Raw genomic sequence first — 21,721 nt, 5'->3', positions numbered from 1 at the left:
GCGGAACCCTACGACGAGCCCGCGCCGGGGCGTGCGGTGATCGATCTGATCAGTACCTGGCGGCGGGCGCTGTGACGGTGGCGTACTTGCCGGAGTGATCACGGCCTGGTGATCGGTCCGAGCAGTGCGTGGGTGTTGTCGCGGCGACGGTCAGGTGCTTCTCGCTGCGATCACCGTCCGGCGGCCCGATCCGGCACACACGCTCGATCCGTCGCACCCGCACCACTCTCGGCGGTCATGACGGCGGTTCAGGCCGCCGCGTGTCGCAGCCGGCAACGCGTGTGGCCAACGCGCTAGAAGCCCGCGCTGCGGGTGAGCAGGGCGGCGTGGCGCCCCGGCCCGGCGGCGTGGCGCGCGGGCGGCGCGGCGGGTGAGGGCTGCTTGGTGACGAAGGCGTGGCGTGCGGCCGCGAACCCGTGGCGGTCGTCGAAGATGTCGCGGCTCATCTCGGCCAGTTCCCGGACGCGGTAGGTCTCGAGCGGCCGGCGCTGCTCGTCGGCGGCCCGGGCGGCCGCCTTCGCGGCGAGCTGCTGTGCCAGGCCGGCGTCCGTGGCGAGCCGGGCGGCGCGCTCCAGGACGGCGGCGTCGAACTCGTCGGGGGCGGCGGGCAGCACGGCGTCGGCGAGGCCGATGGCGAGCGCCTCGGCGGCGCCGATCGGCAGGCACTCCCCGGTGATCCGTTCGGCCTGGGCGGCGCCGACGCGGCGCGGCAGCACGTAGGTCCAGTACTCCGAGCCGGTGAGGCCCATCGTCCGGTAGTGCGGGTTGAGCACCGCGCCGTCGCGCAGCAGCACCTGGTCGGCGCCCAGGCCGAGCATCACCCCGCCGGCGCCGGCGTTGCCGCCCACCGCCGCGACGACGAGCTGGTGCGTGCAGGTGATGATCTCGCGGCAGACGTCGTTGATCGCGTTGATGTTCCGCCACGCCTCCGTGGACGCGTCGGGTCGTGCGTCGATGACGTTGAGGTGGATGCCGTTGGAGAAGAACTGCCCGCCTCGCAGCACCAGCACCGACGTGTCCTGGGCCGCGGCGGCCCGCAGCGCGGCCGCGAGCCGCTGGCACTGGGCCGTGGACATCGCGCCGTTGTAGAAGTCGAAGCCGACGACCCCGACGGGGCCGTGCCGCTGGTAGGAGATCTCGTGGTGGGCGGCGTCCGGGCGGTCGTGCGCCGTGGGGTGCCCGAGCGGCTCGAGGGCCTCCGGGACGCCGGCGACCCGGTCGCCGAGCAGCGTCGTGGCAGGCAGCTTGATCCGCGGCCCGCCGTCGGCGTCGACGCGGCGCAGGTGACCGATCCACAGCGCGCCGTCGCCGGTGCGGACGAGCACCGCGCCCTGCCTGCGCAAGGCGATCGTGCCGGGATCCCCGGGTGTGGCGGTGCCGCGGTGCGCGTCGAACACCGAGACCGGCACGCCGGCCAGCTCGGTGCGGACGCCGGGTGAACCGTCCGAGGCCCGGATCCGCCGCAGCACGTGCTCGGTGGGGTCCGACCACGAGAAGGCCCGGTCCGCCTGCCGCATCGTGGGGCGGAGGCGCCCGTGGACACCGGGACGGGAGTAGTCGAGCGGGCGCGGGACGAACCTCGGGTCAGCCACCTTCGCCACCACCTCGCGCGCCAGCGCGGCGGCGGCGTCGGTGACCGGCCCGGCGTAGAGCGCGCTCTTGCGGGGCGGGTCGACCGGCATCCGGAACGTCCGCGTGCCCCAGATCGGGCCCGCGTCCATCTCGTCGATCGCGCTGAGCGCCGTGACCCCCCACTCCGGCTCCGCTTCGCGGATCGCCCAGTCCAGCGAGGACGGGCCGCGGTCGCCCTCCGGCCCGGGATGGATGATCACCGTGGGCCGGGAGCGCCACACGTCCTCGGGGACGCGTTCCTTGAGGAACGGGCAGAGGACCACGTCCGGGTCGGCGGCGGCCACGGCGCCCCGGACCGCGGCGTCGGAATCGGCCGTCTGCATGGTGACGTCGTGACCGTCCGCCCGCAGGTCGGTCCAGATCCGCTGGGTGAGGCCGTTGAACGACGAGCACAGCAGCAGGATTCTCACGCAGATCTCCGTTGTCGGAATTTCCTCGGACGCGCTCGATTAGCGGGCCGCCGGAAACGGCCCGTTCGAATGCGCGCCCGCGATCGGCTCGACCCTGACGGTCGCGGTTTCGGGCGCACCTCCCCGGCGCGTCGGTCGTTGAGGGGACGGGGAGCGGTGCGTGATTGAACTGTAACCGCTCTCGGCGGCAGCCTGCACCATCTAACGGCCGCTCTGCGGCGGCCGTTTGCCGTACCTTAGTTACTCCGTTTGGCCGCAAACACGCACGGTTGCCCGCGTGGCGCCCAGTGGCCGTCCTCCGGCGCTCAGGGGCCCGTCGTCGTGACTCTCTGCGCTCAATCGCCTTCGAGGCGTAGTTGATCCTGGACTTCTCCAGTCAATTCCCCTGGTGGTTGAGGAGCCGAGCGGGGGAGTGTCGGAGGCGAGCGGCCAAGTGGTTACGCCGTTTCCCGTATCGCCACCATGATGGTTTCCGTGGAGCCCCTGCCGCCTTGTACTGTCCGCCCACTACAAGTACGGAACGGTGACGGCGACCGGACGGAGCAGACCTCCATGCAGATCAGTACGCCGATCGGTCCTCCCGTGGAGGGGGTCGACGGAGAGGGCCGGGCGGTGAGCCGCCTGCTGGCCTACCTGCCGCGCGGCAACACGCTCGACGACCGGTCGTGGCAGCGCAGGCACCGGCTCCTGCAGTGGGTCCTGCTGCTACACCTGCCCGGCATGGCAGCGCTGGGGCTGTTCCTCGGGAACACGCCGCTGGTCGTCGGCTACACGCTGATCGCGCCGGCCGTCTTCCTCGTGCTCGGCCACGTGCTGCGCACCAGGAGGCTTGCGTCGTTCAGCGTGACGGGCGGCCTGGTGTTCTGCTCCGCGGGCCTGGTGGTCCTCACCTCGGGCACGATCGAGGCGCACTTCCACTTCTTCATCATCATCGGGTTCATCGCGCTCTACCAGGACTGGGTGCCGTTCCTCTGGAACGGCACGTTCACCTTCGTCAGCCACGGCATCGGCACGATCTGGCTGGGTGACCTGATCTTCGCCCACGCGGCGGGCCAGGCGAACCCGTGGCTGTGGTCGGCCATCCACGGCATCGCGGTGATCTTCGCCTGCGCCGGCATGGTGATCTTCTGGCGCATCACCGAGGACGAGCAGACCGAGAAGGAGGCCCTGGGCCGCCGCCTGGTGACCGCCGACGCGGAGATCAACCGCCGCCGGTTCACCTCGGACATGCTGGTGAACCTCGCCCGGCGCAACCAGAGCATGCTCTACCGCCAGCTGGACATCATCAACCAGCTCGAGGAGAAGGAGCGCGACCCCGACACGCTCTCCGACCTGTTCACCCTCGACCACCTCGCCACCCGCGTCCGGCGCAACGCCGAGAGCCTGCTGGTGCTCGCAGGCGAGCAGCCGCCGCGCACCTGGACGGCACCGGTGCCGCTGCGCGACGTCGTGCGGGCCGCGATCGCCGAGACCGAGGACCTGGACCGCGTCGTGTTCGCCATCGACGACCGCGTGGCGGTGTCCGGGCAGGCCGTTGCCGACTTCACCCACCTGCTCGCCGAGCTCACCGAGAACGCGGTGCGCTTCTCGCCACCGGACACCGCGGTGACGATCCGCGCCCGCCCCGACCGGCGCGACGACGGCGGGTACCTGCTGACGATCGAGGACTGGGGCGTCGGGATGCCGCCCGACGACCTCGACGCGGCCAACGAGCTGCTCGCGGTCCCCCGCGAGGTCGACCTCGCGGTCGCGCAGCGTCTCGGCTTCCACGTCGTGGCGCGGCTCGCCGCCCGGCACGGCATCGGCGTCTCGCTTGGCAACACCCCGGGTTCGGGCGTCACGGCGATCATCACGCTCCCCGCGGCGCTCTTCGCCGGCTCGACGGTCGACGTCGCGCCGCCGCAGGCGACGCAGGCCGAGGCGCGCCCGTACGTCACCGGTCAGGTCAGCCGCCGCGAGGCGCGCGTCGAGCAGCCGGCCGACGGCACGGGCTGGGTCGAGCCGATGTCCACCGCGGCGCCGGCACCGGCCACGAACGGAGCGGAGCACGCTGCCGCCCCGGCAGGCCACCCCCACCGGGCCGAGGCCGGCGGGTGGCGCGGGTGGTGGAACCCCGAGTCCGCGGCTGCCGGATCCCGCCCGCCGGACGGTGTGCCGCACGACGGTGTGCCACACGACGGTGAGCAGCCCGAGGCGCCCTTCGAACCCGCCCGGCGCCGGCCGCTGCCGGACGCGACCGAACCCGCCCCCGCACCGCAGGCGAGCCCGTCGCCCAGCCCGTCGCCGCGACCGCGGCCTGCGGAGTCCGACATCCCGGCGCCCCGGCACGGCGCCGAGCAGCCGGCGCCCTCCGGGGAGGGCCGGCCGGGCCTGCGCCGTCGCGTGCCGCAGGCGCACCTGGCGCCCGAGCTGCGGCACCCGACGGCCGAAGAGCCCGACTTCTCGATGCCGGCCGACGGCGGTGCGGCGAGCGCGTTGTCGCGCTACCAGGCCAGCAGGCAGGCCGCGCAGGCCGTCGTCGAAGGCGCCGGGCCGGACGGGGCGAGGTCGTGACGCGTTCGGGACAGCTGGACTGGCTGCTCGCGGAGTTCGTCCGCGACGTGCCGGGCGTCGTGCACGGTGTCGTCGTCTCCGGCGACGGGCTGCGCCTGGCGACGTCGCCGGACGTCGGCGTCTCCCTCGGCGACCAGCTCGCCGCGGCCGCGTCCGGGATCGTCAGCCTCGCGCGGGGCACGGCGCACCTGCTCGCTGCCGGCGCCGTCAGCCAGACGATCCTCGAGATGGCGGGCGGCTACCTGTTCGTCACCTCGATCAGCCAGGGAGCCACCCTGGCGGTGTTCGCGCAGCGCACCTGCGACATCGGCATGGTGGGCTACGAGATGACCATGCTCGCGTCCCGGGTGGGGCATGCCCTCACCCCCGCGCCGCGGTCGAGCGCGGGAGGCTAGAGGTGAGCAGCCCAGATCCGGGCGGGCGGGTGGTACCGGTCTACGCGCTCACCGGTGGGCGCACCCGCTCCAGCACGGGCTCCGACATGCCCGTGGAGACCCTGGTGACGGTCACGCCGGCCGGCGGTCGCGCCACGGACCTGCACCTGGAGTACCGCGCCACCGTCGAGCTCGCGGCGCGCCCGATCTCGGTGGTCGAGATCGGTGCGGCGTTGAGGGTGCCGGTCGGCGTGGCCAGGGTGCTGGTCAGCGACCTCGTCGACGGGGGATACCTGACCGTGCACCTGCCCCCGTCCTCGAACGGTGAGGGGCCGGGCCCCGAGATCCTGGAACGGTTGTTGGAGGGACTACGTGCACGCTGAGCGGAGCTCTGCGGAGCGGGCGGACGACTCCGAGGCGGACGAGCTGATCCCGCTGAAGGTGCTGATCGCCGGCGGGTTCGGGGTGGGCAAGACGACACTCGTGCGTTCGCTGTCGGAGATCCCGCCGCTGCTCACCGAGCAGGCGATGACGGCGGCCTCGATCGGTGTCGACGAGGCGGGCGCGGTGCCCGACAAGCAGACGACCACGGTGGCGATGGACTTCGGCCGCCTGACCGTCGACGACTCGCTGATCCTCTACCTGTTCGGGACCCCGGGGCAGTCCCGGTTCTGGTTCATGTGGGACGAGCTCGCCCGTGGGTCCGTGGGTGCGGTCGTGCTGGTGGACCTGCGCCGGATCGACGACTGCTTCCCCGCGATCGACTACTTCGAGAACCGGCGGCTCCCGTTCGTCGTCGGGGTCAACCGCTTCCCCGGTGCCGACGACTACGACGAGGAGACGGTGCGCGACGCGCTGGCCCTGCCCGCGGACTGCCCTCTGGTCTGGATGGACGCGCGTGATCCGGCGTCGAGCCAGGACGCGCTGGTGGCGCTGGTCGAGCACGCGCTCGCGCGCACCACGATGGCCCGGGCGGGCTGAAGGGCCGGCGACACCACGGTGCCGCCGGCCCGCTCCGGCTAGCCGCAGCCGCCGCCGCCCCCGCCGCCGCCGCCGTCTCCGCAACCACCGGAGCCGCCGCCATCACCTCCGAAACCGGCCGCGAAGATGCCGGAGTCGGGGCTGCCGGAGTTGCCGGAGTGGTGGCGTGCGCCGACGCCCGTGCCCTTCCTGCTGCCGCCGCCGCCCGAGCGGTCGATGGCCACGAGTGTCGCGATCACGGCGAGTACGGTGATACCGACCCAGACGATGTTCTCCATCTCGATCGCCTCCTCTCGGCCGCGGCGCACCGTCCCCCCTGGACGCCGATCACCACGGCCTCGCGTCGAGTGTGAGGGGCGCCACGCGTCGGCGGCCAGGCTTTTGAGGAGGACTTGAGGTGCCTCCGAGCGCGGCTCAGCGGGGCCAGGCGGAGGCGCGCCAGGCCCCGGGACCCGGGTGCAGCGGGGCCCGGAACCGGGCAGCCGGGTCCGACCAGCGGTCCTGCGTGACGGGCGGTGCGGGCGCGGGGCCTGCGGTCGCCGCGGCGAGCACCGCGGTCAGCGCGGCGAGCTCCTCGTCGGTCGGTGCACCGCGGACGACCCGGAACGCCGCCCGCCGCTCCTCGGGGGTGCCCGTCCCGGTCACGGCGCCGACGGTGTCTCCGCTCCGCTCCGTCACAGCGCCGAGGGTGCCTCCGCTCCGCTCCGTCACAGCGGGATGTTCCCGTGCTTGCGCGCCGGTACGGCCTCGCGCTTGGTGGCCAGCATCCGCAGCGCGCGCCCGACGTAGCCGCGGGTGTGCGAGGGCGGGATGACGCCGTCGATGTAGCCGCGGTCGGCCGCGATGTAGGGGTTGGCGAGCGTGTCCTCGTACTCCTGCTGCAGCTCCGCGCGGCGGGCGGCCAGCTCGTCGCCCTCCAGGCCGCGCAGCTCCTTGCGGTAGAGGATGCTCACCGCGCCTGCGGCACCGGTGACGGCGATCTGGGCGGTCGGCCAGGCCACGTTGACGTCGGCGCCGAGATGCTTGGACCCCATCACGTCGTACGCGCCACCGTAGGCCTTGCGGGTGATCACCGTGATCTTCGGGACGGTGGCCTCGGCGTAGGCGTAGATCAGCTTCGCGCCGCGGCGGATGATCCCGTTCCACTCCTGCTCCGTGCCCGGCAGGAAGCCCGGGACGTCGACGAACGTCACCACCGGCACGTTGAACGCGTCGCAGGTGCGCACGAACCGCGCGGCCTTCTCGGAGGCGTCGATGTCGAGGCACCCGGCGAACTGGGTGGGCTGGTTGGCCACGACGCCGACCGACCGGCCCTCGATCCGGCCGAACCCGACCACGATGTTGGGCGCGAACAGCTCGTGCACCTCGAGGAACTCGCCCTCGTCGAGCACGCGGTTCACGACCTCGTGGATGTCGTAGGGCGTGTTCGGGGAGTCGGGGACGATCGCGTCCAGCTCGAGGTCGGTGTCGGTGAGGCCCTCGGCGATCGCGCCCGCCGTCGGCTCGGGCGCCGGGTAGGCGGGCGGCTCGGACAGGTTGTTGGACGGCAGGAACGACAGCAGCTCCTTGACGTAGGAGAACGCGTCCTCCTCGTCGCCGGCCAGGTAGTGCGCAACCCCGGACTTCGTGTTGTGGGCCCGGCCGCCGCCCAGGTCCTCGAAGTCGACGTCCTCGCCCGTGACGGTCTTGATGATGTCCGGGCCGGTGATGAACATGTGGCTGGTGCCGTCGACCATCACGGTGAAGTCGGTGATCGCGGGCGAGTACACCGCGCCCCCTGCGCAGGGGCCCATGACCAGCGAGATCTGCGGGACGACGCCGGAGCTGCGCACGTTGCGCACGAAGATCTCGCCGTAGAGCCCGAGCGCGACGACACCCTCCTGGATGCGCGCGCCGCCGCCGTCGTTGATGCCGATGACGGGGCAACCGATCTTGGTGGCGAGGTCCATCACCTTGACGATCTTCTCGCCGTACACCTCGCCGAGCGCCCCGCCGAACACCGTGGCGTCCTGGCTGAAGATCGCTACCGGACGGCCGTCGATGGTGCCGGTGCCGGTGACGACGCCGTCCCCGAACGGGCGCTTGTCCTGCATGCCGAAGTTGGTGGACCGGTGGCGCGTCAGCGCGTCGAGCTCGACGAACGATCCGGGGTCGAGCAGCTGGTCCACGCGCTCGCGGGCGGTCTGGCGTCCCTTCGCGTGCTGGCGCTCGACGGCGGCCTCGCTGCCCGCGTGCACCGCGCCCTCGATGCGCAGGTGCAGGTCGGCCAGTTTGCCCGCGGTCGTGTGGATGTCGGGCTCGGGCTCGTCGGCACCGGACGCGAACGGCTCCGTTGCAGCGCTCATGGGCCGGAGCCTAACGCCGTCGGCGCGACCCGCACCGCGACGATCGTCACCCCGGAGCGCGACACCCGTGCGCCCAGGCCACGACTCGCGGGGGTGGGGGCGCGACTCGCGGGAGTGGGGGCGTTCTTCCGCGAGTCGGGGTTTGAGTGCACGGGTGTCGCGGTCCGGGGGTGCGCTCGGCGCGGTCGTGCGCGCGTCCGGCGACCGCAGGGCTCCGTCCGTCGCGAGCCGTGCGCGAGGTGGGCGGCGGGGGAGGGCGCGCCGGTAGCGTGCCGAGACATGAACCGGACCGTCCAGCCGCTGGACGCCGACGCGCTGCGCGCGGCGCTCGGCGGTAGATGGGCCCAGGTCGACGTCGTGGAACGCACCGGATCCACCAACGCCGACCTGCTCGCGGCCGCGGCCGACGGTGCCCCGGACCGTTCGGTACTCGTGGCCGATCACCAGGAGGCGGGCCGCGGGCGGCTCGCGCGCAGCTGGGTCGCTCCCCCCGGCTCCGGCCTCGCGGTGAGCGTGCTCCTGCGGCCCACGGGCGTGCCCCCGTCGCGGTTCGGCTGGCTCCCGCTGCTGGCCGGGCTCGCCCTGCTCGACACCATCCGCGCCGTGACCGACGTCCCCGCCGGTCTGAAGTGGCCCAACGACCTCCTGCTGGGCGCCGGGCAGCGCAAGGCCGCCGGCATCCTCGCCGAGGTGGGCGACGCGCTGCGCCCCGCGGTCGTGATCGGGATCGGGCTCAACGTCGCCGCCTCGCCGCCGGACCACCCCGGCGCCACCTCGCTCGCCGCGGAGGGTGCCACCGTCGACCGCGGCCAGGTGCTCACCACCCTGCTGGGCTGCCTCGCCGAGCGGGAGTCGGCGTGGCGGGAGAGCCGCGGCGACCCGGAGGCCACCCGCCTGCGCGCCGACTACCGCGCGGGCTGCGCCACCCTGGGCTCGGAGGTGAAGGTCGAGCTGCCCGGTGGCGCCGCGCTGCACGGCATCGCGGAGGACGTCGACCGGGACGGGCGGCTGCTGCTGCTCGAGCCGGCGGGCCGCCGCCGGGCCGTCGCCGCGGGCGACGTGGTGCACCTTCGCCCGTCCCCGTAGGCGTCCCCCGGTCGGGACCGGACGCGGCGCGGATCGAGCGCTTACCGTGGTGACGTGGCCTTCCCGGACGAGCTGCTCGTGGAGGACGAGCAGGTGGTCGTGCACAAGCACCCGCACTGGAAGATGCTGCTCGGGCCCGTGTTCGTGCTGCTCCTCGTGGTCGGTGTAGCCAGCTTCCTGGCCGCGCTGGTGCGCACCCAGGCCTGGGCGCCGTGGGGGTGGGCCGGGCTCGCCGCCGCCGGGCTCGCGCTGGTCGGCCGGTTCACGGTGTTCCCCGTCGTGCGGTGGCGCACCACCCACTTCGTGGTCACGGACCGACGCGTGCTCGTGCGGGAAGGCGTGTTCAGCCGCCACGGCATGGACATCCCGCTGCGCCGGATCAGCAGCGTGCGGGTTCGCCACACCCTGTGGGAACGGATGCTCGGCTCGGGCACGCTGGTCGTCGAGTCGGACTCCGACGAGTCGCTCGAGTTCGACGACGTCCCCGGCGTGCAACGCGTGCACGCCCTGCTCTACCTGGAGGCCGCCCCGTGACGCGAGACCTGCCGATGTCCGTGCCCGCTCCCGGGCTGCCCGAGCGCGTGACGATCTACGAGGTCGGCGCGCGGGACGGCCTGCAGAACGAGGACGCCGTCGTCCCGGTGGAGGTGAAGGCCGAGTTCCTGCAGCGGCTCGCGGCCGCCGGGCTGACCGTGCTGGAGGCCACGAGCTTCGTGCACCCGAAGTGGGTGCCCCAGCTCGCCGACGCCGCCGACCTGCTGAACCGGCTCGTGCGGGCCGAGGGCGTCGACTACCCGGTGCTGGTGCCCAACGAGCGCGGGCTCGACCGCGCGCTGGAGGCCGGCGTCTCGCACGTGGCGATCTTCGGCAGCGCCACCGAGACGTTCGCGAAGCGCAACCTCAACCGCACCCTCGACGAGCAGTTCGCCATGTTCGCCCCCGTGGTGCAGCGCGCGCTCGACGCGGGCTTGCGGGTGCGCGGCTACGTGTCCATGTGCTTCGGCGACCCGTGGGAGGGGGCGGTGGCACCCGAGCAGGTGGCCTCGGTGGCGCGACGGCTGGTGGAGATGGGCTGCCACCAGCTCTCGCTGGGCGACACGATCGGCACCGGTACCCCGGGGCACGTCGAGGCGGTGCTGGACGCCTGCGTCGCGGCGGGCGTGCCCGTCCGGCAGCTCGCCGTGCACTTCCACGACACCTACGGCCAGGCGCTCGCCAACACCCTCGCGGCGCTGCGCCGCGGTGTCGCCACGGTGGACGCGAGTGCGGGCGGCCTGGGTGGGTGCCCCTACGCCGAGTCGGCCACCGGCAACCTCGCCACCGAGGACCTCGTCTGGATGCTCGACGGGCTGGGCATCGGGCACGGCGTGGACCTCGATGCGCTGGTGGGCACGAGCGTGTGGATGGCCGAGCAGCTCGGGCGGCCGTCGCCGTCGCGGGTGGTGCGGGCGCTGGGCGGCGCGTGAACGCGGGTTTGTCGGCGGAGGCCAATGATGTTGCCGTTCCCACGGGAGCTGATGACTCTCGACGAGTGGGACGCCCTGCCCGAGGACAACTCGGCGCACTACGAGCTGCAGGAGGGCGTGCTCGTCGTGTCGCCGAAACCAGCAAGGAGAGACATCAGCGCGCGCTCGTGGATCCGCCGGCCGCCTCGATCACCGTCTACGGCCTCGGCGCCCCGGGTGACGGCTACGAGGAGAGTCGGACGGCCACGGGTGAGCTCGTCGTGCCGGAACCGTTCGGGATGCGGATCGACATCGTGGTGCGCAGGGACGGCTCCTGACGGGCTCGCCCGCCGCGCGGATCAGGGCGCGAACTCGCAGAAGCTCTCGTAGTGGTCGCCGGTGTAGAACCAGTGTTCGGGCGCGCGCTCGTCCGGGCCGCCGGTGACGATCCGGCGGGCGCCGCGGTGGTCCAGCCCCGGCGTCTCCACGGTGAACTCGCGGTAGTAGCCAGGGTCCTCGTCGGGGAGGATGCCCTCGCGGTTCTCGAACTCCACCCCGTCGTTGCGCGGGTACTCGTAGGGGCCACCCGCCTCGATGTCCGCGACCACCTCGTCGGCCTCGGCGGGCAGCGCCTCGACGCATGCCGGGATGGCGCCGGCGGACGCGGGGGTCGCTGCCGGGGATGCCGTCGACGCCGGGGCGGCGGGAGCCGGTGCGGCCTGGCAGCCCGCCAGCACGAGCCCGGCCAGCAGCAGCCCGACGACCGTCCGCGCGCGGTTCAGGACGGCGCGCTTCACGATGAGGCCTCCGCGATCGTGCGCACCCCGTGACGCTCCACGAAGGCCACAGTCTCGAACTGGCGGTCGCCGATCCGGCCGCCGGGGCCGAGCTCGGATGTGGCGGTTCGCAGGATCTCGGTCAGGATCAGGAAGCCCGGCAGGTCGGCGTCGACCAACCGGCCGGCGTCGTGCCAGAGCAGGACCACGCGCTCGTCCTCGGGCCACCAGACGGCCAGGTCGCGCAGCGCGTCGACCAGCGCGTCGAGGTTGCGACCCCCGCTCTCGGGTAGCCGCAGCGCCCGGGCGATCGCGGCCTGCGCCGTGCGCATCGCGTCGGTTGCGCCCTCCACCTCGGCCAGGGCGACGCCGTCGGCGGCCAGGTTCGTGCGCACCGCCTCGACGTCGGCCGGGCTGGCGAGCAGCACACCTCGACCGGTCAGGCCGGGGACGAGCCGGCTGACCGGCGTTCGTTGCCTCCCACTCACCGGGCCATCGAACCACCGCTCGGTGACCGGGCCGGTACGGGGCGTGGAACTCGCCGCTCCCGCCCGGTTGCGCCAGGCTGTCGGAGGCACCTACCACCCCTGCAGCGATCGGACAGGAGGACGTGCGACGGCCATGCCGCTGCACCGAGATCTGATGACGCTCGAGGAGTTCGTCGCGCTGCCCGAGGACAACTCGGGCGCGCTACGAGCTGCAGGAGGGGGTGCTCGTCGTCGGAATCGTCTCGCCCGGCTCCCGCAACGTCGGCCTGCACCCGAAGCCCTTCGAGTACGCCGATGCCGGCATCCCGCACTACTGGGGGTGGTCGACCTCGATCCGCCGGCGCCCACGATCACCGTGTACGAGCCGGGTGCTCCGGGTGACGGTTACGTCGAGAGCCGGACGGTCGCGGGCGAGCTCGTCGTCCAGGAGCCGTTCGCCATGCGGATCGACATCGCCGCCCTGGTCGCGCGCCGGGGCGGTGCCAGCCGAACGGAGGGGTGACCGGGAGCACCGGTCGTGCTTACTGTCGAAGCTCCCCGTCGACGACGACTGGAGCTCCGCATGACGCGTCTGAGGTTCGGCATCTTCCTGGCTCCCTTCCACCCGGCGGGTGAGAACCCGACTTCGGCGCTGCAGCGCGACCTGCAGCTCGTCGAGCACCTCGACGTGCTCGGGTACGACGAAGCGTGGATCGGGGAGCACCACTCCGCGGGATCGGAGATCATCGCGTCGCCCGAGATCTTCATCGCGGCCGCGGCGGAGCGCACGCGACGCATCCGCCTGGGCACCGGCGTGACCTCGTTGAGCTACCACAACCCGCTCTGGGTGGCCGAGCGCATGGTGCTGCTCGACCACCTGACCAGGGGCCGGGTGATGCTGGGGGTCGGGCCAGGGTCACTGCCCACCGACTCGGCCATGATCGGGCTGAACCCCACCGACACCCGCGAGCTGCTCGACGAGAACCTCGAGATCGTCATGCGGCTGCTGCGCGGCGACGAGCCGGTCACGGCCACCACCCGCACCCACCGGTTGATCGACGCCCGCCTGCACCTGCGCCCCTACTCGGACCCGCTGTTCGACGTCGCGGTCGCCGCGGTGGCCTCGCCCACCGGGCCCCGGCTCGCGGGCCGGCACGGCGTCGGCCTGCTCTCCATCGGCGCCACGCTCACCCAGGCGGGTTTCGACGCGCTGGCCCACCACTGGGACGTGGTGCAGGAACGGGCCGTGGCGCACCAGCGGGGTGTGGACCGGGCCTCGTGGCGGCTGGTCGGTCTGATGCACGTGGCGGAGACCCGGGAGCAGGCCTACCGGGAGGTCGAGCACGGCATCGAGCAGTGGTTCCGCTACTTCCAGAAGGTCGCCGCGTTCCCGCAGATGGCCGTGGAGGGCGGCGACGTCCGGGAGATGATCGAGTTCATCAACGAGGCGGGCATCGGCGCGATCGGCACGCCGGACGACGCGGCCGCGCAGGTGCAGCGCCTCGTCGACCAGTCCGGCGGGTTCGGCGCCATGCTGCTGCTCGCCCACGAGTGGGCCGACCCGCAGGCCACACGCCGGTCCTACGAGCTGATCGCGCAGCACGTCATGCCGCGCTTCCAGGGGCACGCGCAGCCCACGCTCGACGCGAAGGCGCGGGCCACGCAGACCCGCTCCGGCCACGCGGAGCAGCAGCTGGCGGCCGTCGCGCACATGACCGAGAAGTACGAGAAGGAGCGCGGCGCCTGACCCTCAGCCGCGCGCGCCGAACATGCCGGTGAAGCTCGCGCGGTAGACCTCCACGTCGGCGCGGTGCAGCCGGCCGCGCAGCCGCACCAGGCCCAGGCCCGGGCGGCTGCGCGAACGGCGCGCCTCGAGCACCTCCATCGAGGCGGCCAGTTCGTCGTCTGCGAACACGGGAGCGGGCCACGCGATCTCGTCGCCGCCGGGGGAGCCGAGCGACGTGGCCCGCGCCAGCACGCCGTCGGCGTAGGCGCGCATCCACAGGCTCGCGGTGAACCATCCCGACGCGGCGAGCGCGCCGAAGATCGAGGCCTTGCCGGCCTCCTCGTCGACGTGGAAGGGCTGGGGGTCGAAGCGGCGGGCGAAGGCGAGCATCTCGTCGCGGTCGACGACGGTGGTGCCGAGGTCGAAGACACGGCCGACGGTGAGGTCCTCGAAGGCGAGTTCCGGGGTCATGTCGCTCACCGCCCCACCATCGCCAGCGCGGCCTTGTGGACCAGGCCGTTGGAGGCGAGCCCGTCCCCGCCGGTGAACGTCGCCGCGCCGGAGAGGTCGGTGAGCGCGCCGCCGGCCTCGGTGAGCAGGGGGACGAGGGCGGCGAGGTCCCACGGGTTCGCGGCGGCGTCCACGGCGAGGTCGAGCACGCCCTCGGCCACCAGGCAGTACTGCCAGAAGTCACCGAAGGCGCGCGTCTCCCAGCAGGCGTCGACCAGCCGCAGGTAGTCCTCGCGACGGCCGAGCTCGGCGAAGGTCTTGACGTCGGTGGTGGACAGGTAGGCGTCGGCGAGCTCGCTCACGCCGGAGACGGCGATCCGCCGCGTGCCCTGCGCATCGGAGGTCCACGCGCCCTCGCCGCGCGCGGCCCACCAGCGCCGGCCCAGCGCGGGCGCGCTCGCCACGCCCACGACCGGTTCGCCGTCCACGGCCAGCGCGATCAGGGTGGCCCAGACCGGGACGCCGCGGGAGAAGTTCTTGGTGCCGTCGATCGGGTCGATCACCCAGCCGCGCTCCGCGTCGGTGACGGCGCCGCCGCGCTCCTCGCCGAGTACGGCGTCGGCCGGGCGCTCCGCGGCGATCAGCTCGCGCAGCGCGTCCTCGGCGGCCGTGTCCGCGTCGGTGACGGGCGTGCGGTCCGGCTTGCGGCTCACCCGCAGGTCGGCGGCCCGGAAGCGGGCGAGGGTGATCGTGTCGGCCGCGTCGGCCATGCGCAGGGCGAGCTCCAGGTCGGGGTCCACGATCACAGAGCCTGTCACCCCCGCGACTAGACTTGTCCGGTGACCACCGTCCTGCTCGCCGAGGACGACGCCGCGATCGCCGAACCGCTGTCGCGCGCGTTGCAGCGCGAGGGCTACGCCGTCGACGTCGCCACCGACGGCGCCGCGGCCCTCGAGCGCGTCCGGCGCGGCCAGGTCGACCTGCTGGTGCTCGATCTCGGCCTGCCCGGGATGGACGGGCTCGAGGTCTGCCGCCGCGTGCGGCTCGGCGACCCGGACCTGCCGGTCCTGATGCTCACCGCCCGCACGGACGAGGTCGACTTCGTCGTCGGCCTGGACGCGGGCGCGGACGACTACGTCGGCAAGCCGTTCCGGCTGGCGGAGCTGCTCGCGCGGGTGCGGGCCCTCCTGCGCCGGCTCACGCCCGAAGCCGTCGAGGTCGGCGGGGTGCGGATGGAGCTGTCCGGGCGCCGGGTGCTGGTGGACGGCACCGAGGTGGGGCTGGCCAACAAGGAGTTCGAGCTGCTGCGCGTGCTGCTGCTGCGCGCGGGCCAGGTCGTCACGCGCGAGGAGATCCTGCGCGAGGTGTGGAACGACCCGGAGATGAAGACGTCCAAGACACTGGACATGCACATGTCCTGGTTGCGTCGCAAGATCGGTGGCGAGCGCCGCATCGCGACGGTGCGCGGCGTCGGCTTCCGCTTCAACCACGACTGACGGAGGCCGGGAGCGGTGCGCCGACGGATCCTGCAGTCCACGTTGCTCGTGGTCGCGATCACGGCGCTCGTGCTGGGCGGGCCGCTCGGGATCACCACCTGGCAGCTCGTCGAGGACATCCACCGCGCCGACCTCCTGTCGCGCCTGGAGCAGGTGGCCGCGCGGCTGGACACGCCGGGAGCGCAGATCGACCGCGCGTCGATCGAGCTCGCCGTACCGGTCGGCGGGCGGCTGCTCCTGCAGCGGGCCGGGGAGCGGGAGCAGGTGATCGGGGCGGAGGTCGGCGCCGACCCGGTGTCGGAGTCGCTGCCGTTCGGCCCGGGCGACGTGCTGACGCTCCAGGAGCCGCTGTCGCTGATGCGCACGGAGCAGGTGCAGGTCACGCTGGTCGTGCTGCTGCTCGTGGTGCTGTCGGTCGGCACGGGCGCCGTGGTGGCCACGGTCACCGCACGGCGGTTGGCGGAGCCGCTGCGCGGTGTGGCCGACCGTGCCGCCCGGCTCGGTGCCGGCGACTTCCGCGCCGTGCCCGACCGGCACGGGATCCCCGAGCTGGACCGGGTGTCGGACGTCCTCGACACCTCCGCCATCGCACTCGCCGACCTGCTGCAGCGGGAGCGCGCGCTCGTGGGTGACGTCTCCCACCAGCTCCGCAGCCGGCTCACGGCGCTGCAGCTGCGGCTCGACGAGCTCGCCGCGCACCCCGATCCGACGGCGCGTTCGGAGGCGCTCGCCGCCCTGGAGCAGGCCGAGCGGCTCGGCGAGGTGCTCGACGAGCTGCTGGAGGCCGCGCGTGCGGCGCGGGCCGCCGGTGCCGAGCTGCAGGACCTGCGCGAGGGGCTCACCGCGGCGGCCGACGAGTGGCGGCCCACCCTGCGCGCCGCAGGCCGGTCGCTGAAGGTGCGGGTGCCGGAGGGGCTGCTGGCCCGGGTCACGCCGGCCCGCATCCGCGAAGCCGTCGGCGCCTTGGTCGACAACGCCATCCAGCACGGTGCCGGCACCGTCACGCTCAGCGCCCGGGCCGCCGAGGGCAGCCTCCTGATCGAGGTCGCGGACGCGGGAGCCGGGGTGCCGGAGGAGCTCGTGCCGCACGTGTTCGACCGCGGGGTGTCGGTCGGCGCGTCCACCGGCATCGGGCTCGCACTCGCCCGCGCGCTGGTCGAGGCCGACGGCGGGCGGCTGGAGCTGTCCCGGGCGCGCCCGCCGGTGTTCACGATCTTCCTGCCCGCCGCCCGCGCCGACGACATGGTGGGCGTCCCGCCCCGCCGAGGGGCCACCCCGCGCTGACCGGGTTTGCGAACGCTGGCCGCATACGCATATGCTGACTTTGCAAACGCTGTTCGCAAAGGAGGCGTCATGGGGACCCGGTACGTGCGCAACGGTGAGGTGTCGATCGCGTTCGAGGACCTGGGAGGCGCAGGCGGGCGCCCGTTGCTGCTGGTGATGGGCCTCGGGGTCTCACGGTTCTGGTGGCAGCCCGGGATGGTCGCCGAACTCGTCGAGCGCGGGTTCCACGTCGTGGCCTACGACCAGCGCGACGCGGGGGAGTCCACCCGCTTCGACGCCCACGTCGCGGGTCACCCGCTCGTGACCCTGCTGCGCGGCCGGCGCGTGGCCTACACGGCCGAGGACATGGCCGACGACGCCGTCGCGGTGCTCGACGCCCTCGGGTGGAGCTCCGCATACCTGTTCGGCCACTCCATGGGTGGCGCCCTGGTGCAACGCATCGCGCTGCGCCACCCCGACCGGGTGCGGGGCGTCGCGGTGTCGGGGGCGGTGCCGAGCGACGCCGGCCCGCTGCAGGTCCTGCGCTACGTCCGGCTGGGCTTCGTGGCGCGCATGTCGCGGCTGCGCTTCCCGGAAGGACCCGAGGGTGATCTGGCCGCGGGTCTGGCGCTGGCCCGGGCGGTGGCCTCCCCGGCCTACCCCTTCGACGAGGACGCGGCGCGTGGCGTCGTCGATCGGGAGCGGGCCGCAGGGGTGCGCAGCGGGGTGCGGGACGCCACGGCGCAGGGCCGGCAGACGGGTGCGCCGTGGAGCGGCGCCCGGCTGGCGGCGCTGCGCGTGCCGGTGGTCGTCCTGCACGGGGACGCCGACCAGGTGGTGCGCCCGAGCGCGGCCCGCGCGACGGCTGCGGCCGTCCGCGGCGCGCGGCTCGTGATTTTCCCCGGCGTCGGCCACGACCTGCCCCGGGAGCTGTGGCCGCGGGTGGCGGACGAGGTGCGTGCCCTCGCCGAGCGCGTGGAGGGCCGGCAGGCGGAGCGGAGCTGAGGTTCGCCCGAACTCAGCCGGTGGGGACCTGGCGCCGCACGTCCTGGTCGGGGAAGACGAACCGGCGGAACGCCCACCAGCGGAACACCATCCCGGCGAGCACGCCGATGATCTGGCCGCTGACGAAATCGGCGATCCCCTCGGTGAGGGGGGTGACCTCGGGGACCTCGAGGTGGAACACGTAGCGCGAGAGCGCCAGGGGTGCCGTGTACACGGCGACGCCGATCCCGCTCACGAGGAAGAACAGCGCGGCCTCGTGGTGGCGCTCCCGGCCGCCGCGGGTGCGAAAGGACCACTCGCGGTTGAGGACGTAGGACGCGATGGTGGCCACGAGCACCGCCATGATCTTGGCGGTGAGCGGCTTCTCGTCCAGAACGGTGGCCTTGAGCAGCAGGAACACTGCCGTGTCGATCACCCACGTGGTGCCGCCGACGAGGGCGAACTTCACCAGTTCGCGGTGTTTGATGGCGACGTCGCGATAGGGCTGGGGGATGATCGCCAGCGCCGACTCGACAACGGACACCTGCTCGATCGTGCCAGACGTCGGTGCCGAGCTCCCCGCCGGTAGGCTCCCTCCACCGTGGACGCCTCCCGATCACACCCCTCCGGGGGCCTTCCCGTCGTCGGAATGGTCGGCGCCGGACAGCTCGCCCGCATGACGCACCAGGCCGCCGTCGCGCTCGGCCAGTCGTTGCGGGTGCTCGCCGCCGATCCCGCCGACCCCGCCGCGCTGGTCTGCGCCGACGTGCACGCCGGCCAGGCCTCGGACCTGCCTGCCCTGCGCTCGTTCGCGCGCGGTTGCTCGGCCGTCACCTTCGACCACGAGCAGGTCCCGCAGGAGCACCTGCGCGCGCTCGTCGCGGCGGGCGTCCCGGTGCACCCGCACCCGGACGCGCTGCTGCACGCGCAGGACAAGCTCGTGATGCGCCGCAAGCTCGCCGGGATGGGGCTGGCGGTGCCCGCCTTCGCCGAGGTGCGCGAGCCCGATGACGTCGCGACGTTCGGGGCCGAGCACGGCTGGCCCGTGGTGCTCAAGGCCGCGCGGGGCGGCTACGACGGGCGTGGCGTGTGGATGCTGCCCGCGCCGCAGCCCGACCTGGTCGTCGAGCTGCTGGCCGCGGGCACCCCGCTGCTCGTGGAACAGGCCGTGCCGATGCGCCGCGAGCTCGCCGCGCTCGTCGCCCGCTCGCCCTACGGCCAGGCGGCCGCGTGGCCGGTCGTGGAGACCGTGCAGGAGGACGGCCAGTGCGTGCAGGTGCTCGCGCCCGCTCCCGGCCTGCACGAGGACGTGGCCGCGGGCGCCCAGGAGACGGCGTTGCGGGTGGCCGCCGAGCTGGGGGTGACCGGGCTGCTCGCGGTGGAGCTGTTCGAGCGGACCGACGGCGTCATGGTCGTCAACGAGCTCGCGATGCGCCCGCACAACTCGGGGCACTGGACGATCGAGGGCGCGCGCACCTCGCAGTTCGAGCAGCACCTGCGCGCCGTCCTCGACTACCCGCTCGGCGCCACCACGCCCACCGCCCCGGCCGTCGTCATGGCCAACGTGCTGGGAGCCGCGTCGGCGCCCGCGATGTCGGTCGACGAGCGGGTGCACCACCTGTTCGCGCGGTTCCCCGACGTCAAGGTGCACCTCTACGGCAAGGCCGAGCGCCCGGCGCGCAAGGTCGGGCACGTCACCGCGCTCGGCGCCGACATGGCCGTGGTGCGGGAGCGGGCGGCGCTGGCTGCGGTGTGGCTGTCCACGGCGCAGTGGCCCGACGGGTGGTCGGTGCACGAGAACGAGGGGCACGAGAACGCACAGGAGGCGCAGGGTGTCTGACCCGCGAGTCGGCGTGATCATGGGCAGCGACTCGGACTGGCGCGTGATGCACGCCGCCGCCGAGGCGCTCGCCGAGTTCGAGGTGCCCTACGAGGTGGGTGTCTACTCGGCCCACCGCACCCCGCAACGCATGCTCGACTACGCGACGAGCGCCACCGCGCGCGGCCTGCAGGTGGTGATCGCGGGCGCCGGGGGTGCGGCGCACCTGCCCGGCATGGTCGCCGCGGCCACCCCGCTGCCGGTGATCGGGGTGCCGGTGCCGCTCGCGCAGCTCGACGGGATGGACTCGCTGCTGTCCATCGCCCAGATGCCGGCCGGGGTGCCGGTGGCCACCGTCGCCGTCGGCGGGGCGCGCAACGCGGGCCTGCTCGCCGTGCGGATGCTCGCGACGGGCGACACGGCGCTGCGGGAGCGCATGGTGGCATTCCAGGCCGAGCTCGCGGAGTCCGTGCTGGTCAAGGACGCGGCACTGCGCGAGACCGCCGCCGGGAAGTGATCTGCGGAATTCTCGTGGCGCGCCCGCGCGTCCCGGACGTAGGGTGGTTCTACACGTGAGAGGAGGTGGTCCAGCGTTGAATAGCTACAGGACTCGTGAGGTGGCTGTCCGCTAGCACCACAGGATTCGTTCCGACCGCCTAGTGGAAGCCGGTTGTGGTGCCGGCCAATTCCAGGCAGTCACCCGTGATCCCCGGGCCCGAGCCCGTCCAGCTCGGCTTGCGCAGCATCCGCTGCGGCCCGGGGATCACGCATGTCCGCACCCCGCACTGACAGCGGGGGTTCTCCCTACCTGCATGAGGGGCGTTCGCTCCAGCGCCGTGCGGCGCCGATCGCACGAGCATGGTCTCCCGTCGCACCACGAGGCAGCAGGGGGAACCGTGTCCATCTCCGTCTCCGAGTTCCGGTCGTGGCACCGGCCTCTCATGATCATGGTCGTGGCGATGGCCGGGCTGGTCGTCGCCGCCGGCATCGGGCTCGTCGTGGACGACCGCCAGCTCCTGACCGAGTCGATCTGGTCGAAGCCGTTCAAGTTCGCGGTCTCGTTCGTGATCTACGGCGCGACGCTCGCGTGGATGCTCCCGCAGCTGCGCCGGGCGCGGCGCACGATGTGGACGCTGGGCACGGCCTTCGCCGTCACCGGGATCGTCGACGTGGGGTTCATCGCGCTGCAGGCCGCGCGCGGCACGTTCAGCCACTTCAACCTGAACGCCGACCCGGTCAACGTCATCGGCCAGCAGATCTTCATGTCGGGCGTGATGGGGTTGTTCGGGGTGAGCCTGATCATCGCCGTCATGCTGCTGTTCCAGCGCGTCGGCGAGACGGCGCTCACCTGGGCGCTGCGGGCCGGGATCGGGCTGGCCGCCCTCGGCATGGTCGTGGCGTTCTTCATCGCCGGGTCGAGCGAGGGGAAGCGGACCGTCGAGGACGCGTACGGCAACCCGGTCGCGCTCGGGGGCGCGCACGGCGTCGGCGTGCCGGACGGCAGTGGCATGCCGATCACCAACTGGAGCGCGGTGGGCGGCGACCTGCGGGTCCCGCACTTCATCGGCCTGCACGCCATCCAGGTCTTCGTGCTCGCCGTGCTGGTCCTCACCGCCCTCGCGGGCCGCGTGAGCTGGTTGCGCAGCGAGCGCGTGCGCGCGCAGCTGACGGGCCTGGTGATCCTGGGCTACACCGGGCTGTTCGTCATCACCGCGTGGCAGGCGCTGCGCGGCCAGTCGTTGATCCACCCCGACGCCGCCACCTGGACGGCCGCGGGCGCGACGCTGGCCGGAACCCTCCTACCGGCGGCCATGGTGGTGGCAGCGGCGCGGCGTCGACGGCCGCAAGGCCGGCACCGTGCGCCGAGCGAGGAACTCGCCCGCGCATGATCGCCCCTCCACCCCGCACCTTGGA

25 protein-coding genes are annotated in these 21,721 nt (G+C 73.4%); 16 read left to right on the top strand and 9 right to left on the bottom strand.

Features of this window, described 5'->3' with window-relative positions:
• Positions 1-293: 293 nt before the first annotated feature.
• Complete coding sequence (locus CFP66_RS34685) at positions 294-2,042, bottom strand: hydrogenase maturation protein (protein ID WP_094929565.1); 1,749 nt, start codon at positions 2,040-2,042, stop codon at positions 294-296.
• A gap of 552 nt (positions 2,043-2,594) precedes the next feature.
• Here CFP66_RS34685 and CFP66_RS34680 point away from each other — a divergent pair.
• From CFP66_RS34680 to CFP66_RS34665, 4 genes are read left to right on the top strand one after another with little or no spacing between them, the layout of a single operon-like run.
• On the top strand, positions 2,595-4,595 hold the full coding sequence (locus CFP66_RS34680) for an ATP-binding protein (protein ID WP_094929564.1): 2,001 nt from the start codon (positions 2,595-2,597) through the stop codon (positions 4,593-4,595).
• Positions 4,592-4,990, top strand: a complete 399-nt coding sequence (locus CFP66_RS34675; RefSeq protein ID WP_094929563.1) for a roadblock/LC7 domain-containing protein — start codon at positions 4,592-4,594, stop codon at positions 4,988-4,990. The genes CFP66_RS34680 and CFP66_RS34675 overlap by 4 nt, the downstream gene beginning before the upstream one ends.
• Positions 4,991-4,992: 2 nt before the next feature.
• A complete protein-coding gene (locus CFP66_RS34670; RefSeq protein WP_094929562.1) occupies positions 4,993-5,352 on the top strand; it encodes a DUF742 domain-containing protein in 360 nt (119 codons plus the stop codon).
• Positions 5,342-5,950 (top strand): ATP/GTP-binding protein, encoded by a 609-nt coding sequence (locus CFP66_RS34665; protein WP_369805237.1) that lies wholly within the window; start codon positions 5,342-5,344, stop codon positions 5,948-5,950. Before CFP66_RS34670 ends, CFP66_RS34665 begins: the two co-directional genes overlap by 11 nt.
• 38 nt (positions 5,951-5,988) lie before the next feature.
• On the opposite strand, the gene CFP66_RS48155 is transcribed toward CFP66_RS34665, so the two are convergent.
• The 3 genes from CFP66_RS48155 to CFP66_RS34650 form a co-directional block, all read right to left on the bottom strand.
• Positions 5,989-6,228 carry a hypothetical protein gene (locus tag CFP66_RS48155; protein ID WP_094929561.1) on the bottom strand — a complete coding sequence of 80 codons (240 nt, stop codon included), beginning with the start codon at positions 6,226-6,228 and terminating at the stop codon, positions 5,989-5,991.
• A 136-nt stretch (positions 6,229-6,364) separates the two neighbouring features.
• Positions 6,365-6,628, bottom strand: a complete 264-nt coding sequence (locus tag CFP66_RS34655; RefSeq protein ID WP_369805236.1) for an acyl-CoA carboxylase subunit epsilon — start codon at positions 6,626-6,628, stop codon at positions 6,365-6,367.
• A gap of 29 nt (positions 6,629-6,657) precedes the next feature.
• Positions 6,658-8,295, bottom strand: coding sequence for an acyl-CoA carboxylase subunit beta (locus tag CFP66_RS34650; RefSeq protein WP_094929560.1), 1,638 nt, complete (start codon positions 8,293-8,295; stop codon positions 6,658-6,660).
• 279 nt (positions 8,296-8,574) lie between these two features.
• On the opposite strand from CFP66_RS34650, the gene CFP66_RS34645 reads away from it, so the two are divergent.
• The 4 genes from CFP66_RS34645 (at position 8,575) to CFP66_RS48150 (ending at position 11,164) form a co-directional block, all read left to right on the top strand.
• Positions 8,575-9,381, top strand: a complete 807-nt coding sequence (locus CFP66_RS34645) for a biotin--[acetyl-CoA-carboxylase] ligase (RefSeq protein WP_094929559.1) — start codon at positions 8,575-8,577, stop codon at positions 9,379-9,381.
• Between the two features lie 54 nt (positions 9,382-9,435).
• Positions 9,436-9,915, top strand: a complete 480-nt coding sequence (locus CFP66_RS34640) for a PH domain-containing protein (RefSeq protein ID WP_094929558.1) — start codon at positions 9,436-9,438, stop codon at positions 9,913-9,915.
• Positions 9,916-9,929: 14 nt separating this feature from the next.
• Positions 9,930-10,847 carry a hydroxymethylglutaryl-CoA lyase gene (locus CFP66_RS34635; RefSeq protein ID WP_094929664.1) on the top strand — a complete coding sequence of 306 codons (918 nt, stop codon included), beginning with the start codon at positions 9,930-9,932 and terminating at the stop codon, positions 10,845-10,847.
• A 167-nt stretch (positions 10,848-11,014) separates the two neighbouring features.
• Positions 11,015-11,164 (top strand): hypothetical protein, encoded by a 150-nt coding sequence (locus tag CFP66_RS48150; RefSeq protein ID WP_158228321.1) that lies wholly within the window; start codon positions 11,015-11,017, stop codon positions 11,162-11,164.
• Positions 11,165-11,185: 21 nt separating this feature from the next.
• On the opposite strand, the gene CFP66_RS34630 is transcribed toward CFP66_RS48150, so the two are convergent.
• Both CFP66_RS34630 and CFP66_RS34625 read right to left on the bottom strand, forming a co-directional pair.
• Entirely contained in the window at positions 11,186-11,623 is a 438-nt protein-coding gene (locus CFP66_RS34630) for a ribonuclease domain-containing protein (protein ID WP_233159961.1), read from the bottom strand.
• Positions 11,620-12,090: a barstar family protein gene (locus tag CFP66_RS34625; RefSeq protein ID WP_198961863.1), complete on the bottom strand. Its 471-nt coding sequence runs from the start codon at positions 12,088-12,090 to the stop codon at positions 11,620-11,622. Before CFP66_RS34625 ends, CFP66_RS34630 begins: the two co-directional genes overlap by 4 nt.
• Positions 12,091-12,409: 319 nt before the next feature.
• Between CFP66_RS34625 and CFP66_RS34620 the strand changes: the two genes are divergently transcribed.
• Both CFP66_RS34620 and CFP66_RS34615 read left to right on the top strand, forming a co-directional pair.
• Positions 12,410-12,592, top strand: coding sequence for a hypothetical protein (locus CFP66_RS34620; RefSeq protein WP_094929556.1), 183 nt, complete (start codon positions 12,410-12,412; stop codon positions 12,590-12,592).
• 60 nt (positions 12,593-12,652) lie between these two features.
• Positions 12,653-13,816 (top strand): LLM class flavin-dependent oxidoreductase, encoded by a 1,164-nt coding sequence (locus CFP66_RS34615; RefSeq protein ID WP_094929555.1) that lies wholly within the window; start codon positions 12,653-12,655, stop codon positions 13,814-13,816.
• 3 nt (positions 13,817-13,819) lie between these two features.
• Here the strand turns inward: CFP66_RS34615 and CFP66_RS34610 are convergent, their stop codons facing one another.
• On the bottom strand, positions 13,820-14,266 hold the full coding sequence (locus CFP66_RS34610) for a MaoC family dehydratase (RefSeq protein WP_094929662.1): 447 nt from the start codon (positions 14,264-14,266) through the stop codon (positions 13,820-13,822).
• A gap of 5 nt (positions 14,267-14,271) precedes the next feature.
• Positions 14,272-15,063 (bottom strand): histidinol-phosphatase, encoded by a 792-nt coding sequence (gene hisN, locus CFP66_RS34605; RefSeq protein ID WP_255413914.1) that lies wholly within the window; start codon positions 15,061-15,063, stop codon positions 14,272-14,274.
• Positions 15,064-15,084: 21 nt separating this feature from the next.
• Here hisN and CFP66_RS34600 point away from each other — a divergent pair, with 21 nt between their 5' ends.
• The 3 genes from CFP66_RS34600 (at position 15,085) to CFP66_RS34590 (ending at position 18,009) form a co-directional block, all read left to right on the top strand.
• Positions 15,085-15,741: a response regulator transcription factor gene (locus CFP66_RS34600; RefSeq protein ID WP_094929554.1), complete on the top strand. Its 657-nt coding sequence runs from the start codon at positions 15,085-15,087 to the stop codon at positions 15,739-15,741.
• 15 nt (positions 15,742-15,756) lie between these two features.
• Complete coding sequence (locus CFP66_RS34595) at positions 15,757-17,025, top strand: ATP-binding protein (protein WP_094929553.1); 1,269 nt, start codon at positions 15,757-15,759, stop codon at positions 17,023-17,025.
• Positions 17,026-17,094: 69 nt separating this feature from the next.
• Positions 17,095-18,009: an alpha/beta fold hydrolase gene (locus CFP66_RS34590; RefSeq protein WP_094929552.1), complete on the top strand. Its 915-nt coding sequence runs from the start codon at positions 17,095-17,097 to the stop codon at positions 18,007-18,009.
• A 13-nt stretch (positions 18,010-18,022) separates the two neighbouring features.
• Here the strand turns inward: CFP66_RS34590 and CFP66_RS34585 are convergent, their stop codons facing one another.
• Positions 18,023-18,532: a GtrA family protein gene (locus CFP66_RS34585; protein WP_094929551.1), complete on the bottom strand. Its 510-nt coding sequence runs from the start codon at positions 18,530-18,532 to the stop codon at positions 18,023-18,025.
• A 57-nt stretch (positions 18,533-18,589) separates the two neighbouring features.
• Here CFP66_RS34585 and CFP66_RS34580 point away from each other — a divergent pair, with 57 nt between their 5' ends.
• The 3 genes from CFP66_RS34580 to CFP66_RS34570 all read left to right on the top strand — a co-directional run bounded on the left by CFP66_RS34580 (position 18,590) and on the right by CFP66_RS34570 (position 21,696).
• Positions 18,590-19,828: a 5-(carboxyamino)imidazole ribonucleotide synthase gene (locus CFP66_RS34580; protein ID WP_255413913.1), complete on the top strand. Its 1,239-nt coding sequence runs from the start codon at positions 18,590-18,592 to the stop codon at positions 19,826-19,828.
• Positions 19,821-20,324 carry a 5-(carboxyamino)imidazole ribonucleotide mutase gene (gene purE / locus CFP66_RS34575; protein ID WP_198961862.1) on the top strand — a complete coding sequence of 168 codons (504 nt, stop codon included), beginning with the start codon at positions 19,821-19,823 and terminating at the stop codon, positions 20,322-20,324. Before CFP66_RS34580 ends, purE begins: the two co-directional genes overlap by 8 nt.
• A gap of 379 nt (positions 20,325-20,703) precedes the next feature.
• On the top strand, positions 20,704-21,696 hold the full coding sequence (locus CFP66_RS34570) for a hypothetical protein (protein WP_198961861.1): 993 nt from the start codon (positions 20,704-20,706) through the stop codon (positions 21,694-21,696).
• The last annotated feature ends 25 nt before the right edge of the window (positions 21,697-21,721 follow it).

It is taken from the genome of Pseudonocardia sp. MH-G8, assembly GCF_002262885.1.
Lineage (GTDB): Bacteria > Actinomycetota > Actinomycetes > Mycobacteriales > Pseudonocardiaceae > Pseudonocardia.
This window is presented reverse-complemented; position numbering and strand designations above follow the sequence as displayed.